General features: G+C 38.3%; 4 protein-coding genes and 1 pseudogene. 1 reads left to right on the forward strand and 4 read right to left on the reverse strand.

Annotation, left to right across the window (positions count from 1 at the left end; translation table 11 throughout):
• Positions 1–107: pseudogene (locus FTV32_RS16575) on the forward strand (IS5/IS1182 family transposase); the annotation flags it as partial.
• A gap of 114 nt (positions 108–221) precedes the next feature.
• Here FTV32_RS16575 and FTV32_RS16580 read toward each other — a convergent pair.
• The 4 genes from FTV32_RS16580 to FTV32_RS16595 all read right to left on the reverse strand — a co-directional run.
• Entirely contained in the window at positions 222–515 is a 294-nt protein-coding gene (locus FTV32_RS16580; protein WP_180029129.1) for a type II toxin-antitoxin system RelE/ParE family toxin, read from the reverse strand.
• Positions 505–750 carry a type II toxin-antitoxin system RelB/DinJ family antitoxin gene (locus tag FTV32_RS16585; protein WP_180029130.1) on the reverse strand — a complete coding sequence of 82 codons (246 nt, stop codon included), beginning with the start codon at positions 748–750 and terminating at the stop codon, positions 505–507. Before FTV32_RS16585 ends, FTV32_RS16580 begins: the two co-directional genes overlap by 11 nt.
• A 179-nt stretch (positions 751–929) precedes the next feature.
• Positions 930–1,919 carry a copper resistance protein B gene (locus tag FTV32_RS16590; protein ID WP_035270370.1) on the reverse strand — a complete coding sequence of 330 codons (990 nt, stop codon included), beginning with the start codon at positions 1,917–1,919 and terminating at the stop codon, positions 930–932.
• The coding region (locus FTV32_RS16595) for a multicopper oxidase domain-containing protein (RefSeq protein ID WP_180029131.1) at positions 1,906–2,336 on the reverse strand (431 nt) is incomplete at its 5' end. The genes FTV32_RS16595 and FTV32_RS16590, both read right to left, overlap by 14 nt.

The raw sequence follows: 2,336 nt of genomic DNA on the forward strand, positions 1-2,336 counted from the left end.
TGAAAACATTTAGAATATTAAGTGAACGCTATCGAAATAGACGGAAAAGATTCGGTTTACGCATTAACTTAATCGCTGCACTGGTAAATCGGATGAACTTGCAATAACGACTTTCGCAAGAGGTCTAATGATGACCTTTCATCAATTGGAAAATTAGGTAGCTATGATGTGTCCCGAGAATTTTTCACTTTCTTTTATTTCGGAGCTATAAGCTCCCATTTTTAGTCTTTAATTCGCTTTTTCGCTTCGTCATAAACTATGCTATCAGCTCGTTTTCCGACGGTAATGAGCAGGATAACTACCTGATCATCTTTAACTTGATAGACAAGTCGGACACTAGCTTTTAATAATTTGATTTTATAGCAACCTGCAAGATCGCCTCTAAGCATATTCTTTAGAATATGTGGCTGCTCTATGACTTTGGCTAGTTTCTTTTTAAATTGATCTCGTATAGCAACAGGGAGTTTTTCCCATTCTGCTGTAAAGTCCTTGTGACGTAAAAGCTTATAAGTCATCTAATGTGACTTCCTCAAACATCTCTTTAGGATCATTAATGCGCTTACGGACAAGAGCTAATAATGCTTCATCTTCTTCCGAAAGCAAAGCTTTTTTGACAGGCAGTTTCCCAGTCGTAGCAACATACTCAAGAATACTAGTGAAGAAATCCGTAGGTGCAATACCTTGCTCTTTAAGGATTGAATAAGATTTTTCTTTAAGGGCTTCATCGATCCTGAAGTTAACAGTAGCCATCATATTTCCCAAGTATTTAATGTACTAGGAACATTGTAATGCAAATTGCATTACAAGTCGACTTCTCATAACAGCCATTATGTTAAATAGTAGGAAGCAAAATAAGTTAACATTTTGCTTCCGACCGCATCGAGCTAGAGTTTTATTTAAATGAAGCTATTTAGTAATCATTAGATTAATTAAAATCTAAATCTAACACCAGCTCCATATAACCAACCTTTCTCAGAGTTTGATTCTATTTGCCACGACGTTTCATCATTACCTTTTGAATACTCATAGGCAATGTCGATATACGGCATGATCTTTTTACTGATTTCATAGCGAGTTTCAAGCCCTGCGGTTGCAGTGCTTAAACCAGTTTTTTTCGCATATTTAGAGTCATCACTAAAGATCGCATCCAACTCTAAATAAGTTTGAATAATCAACTTTTGGGTAATCAGAAAATCACGTTCCGTTTCTAGACTAAAGCCCGCATAACTGTCTTCTCCTGCATAGAGATAAGCATCAGTTTCAAAGAAATATGGTGCCATACCATGTAAGCCAATCACTGCATCAACATTTTCTTCGGTGTCTTTGCGATGATCATCGAGTTCAACTTTTTCACTGCGATAACGTGCACCAATCTGTGCATCCCAAAAGTCTGAAATCATACGGCTATATAAAAGTTTGGCATCATAATGTGCATCATGCGATTCTTCTTTATCGGCATGAACTTTAATAAAAACCTTATTTTCATCTGTGCCAATACGGGTTTCAAACTCTGACTTTAAACCGCCTGTGCCATCTTCATTGACAAACCACTTATTATCCACCGTCGTAATCGCATAAATTTGCGCACCGTGTTCTGAGCGATGATCATAATGCGAACTCTGCTGAGTATTCGCATCTGGTACATGATGTAAATGATTAACCGTAGATGTTGCCTGATGTTGTGCATGATTCATCTGACCATGGTTCATTTTCCCCATCATCTGCATGTGTTGTGCATGCTCTTGTGGAGAATGCTGTGAATGATCCATCTCAGACATCGCTTGATGATTCATTGATGGTACATTTTTTCCATCAGTCTGAGCAGTTGAATGATGCCCTTCGTGCGCCAAACTTAAGCTTGTTAAACTCAATACCGCAACAGAAAAAAACGCTTTAAATACAAAATTAGTGATGTGCATGTCCAGCTCCTTTTTGCTCAGTTACTTGGTGAGTTTGAGTCGAATTTGTACCTTGAATTGGCGTTGTAGACACTTGTTCATCGCTAACATTTGCTACGATCAACTTGTTCATCATTCCTGCACTCATGTGATACAACAAATGACAATGGATTGCCCATTCACCCAATTCATCCGCAGTTAATAAAGCCGTAACTGTTTTACCCGGTGGTACGATCAATGTGTGTTTATTTGGCATATCTACCGACTCTTGACCATTCTCCAACTGCATAAACATACCGTGTAAATGCATCGGGTGCGCCATCATACTGTCATTAATAAATTTGATACGGATACGCTCGCCATACTTCACTTTTAATGGCTCAGCATCGCTGAATTTTTTACCGTTAATCGTCCAAATATAACGCTCCATAGTACCGC

The organism is Acinetobacter sp. YH16032 (assembly GCF_013417345.1).
Taxonomy (GTDB): Bacteria; Pseudomonadota; Gammaproteobacteria; order Pseudomonadales; family Moraxellaceae; genus Acinetobacter.

Coding starts and splice junctions, on each gene's coding strand:
- FTV32_RS16585 (WP_180029130.1), bottom strand. CDS start 750: ATGGCTACTGTTAACTTCAGGATCGATGAAGCCCTTAAAGAAAAATCT.
- FTV32_RS16590 (WP_035270370.1), bottom strand. CDS start 1,919: ATGCACATCACTAATTTTGTATTTAAAGCGTTTTTTTCTGTTGCGGTA.
- FTV32_RS16580 (WP_180029129.1), bottom strand. CDS start 515: ATGACTTATAAGCTTTTACGTCACAAGGACTTTACAGCAGAATGGGAA.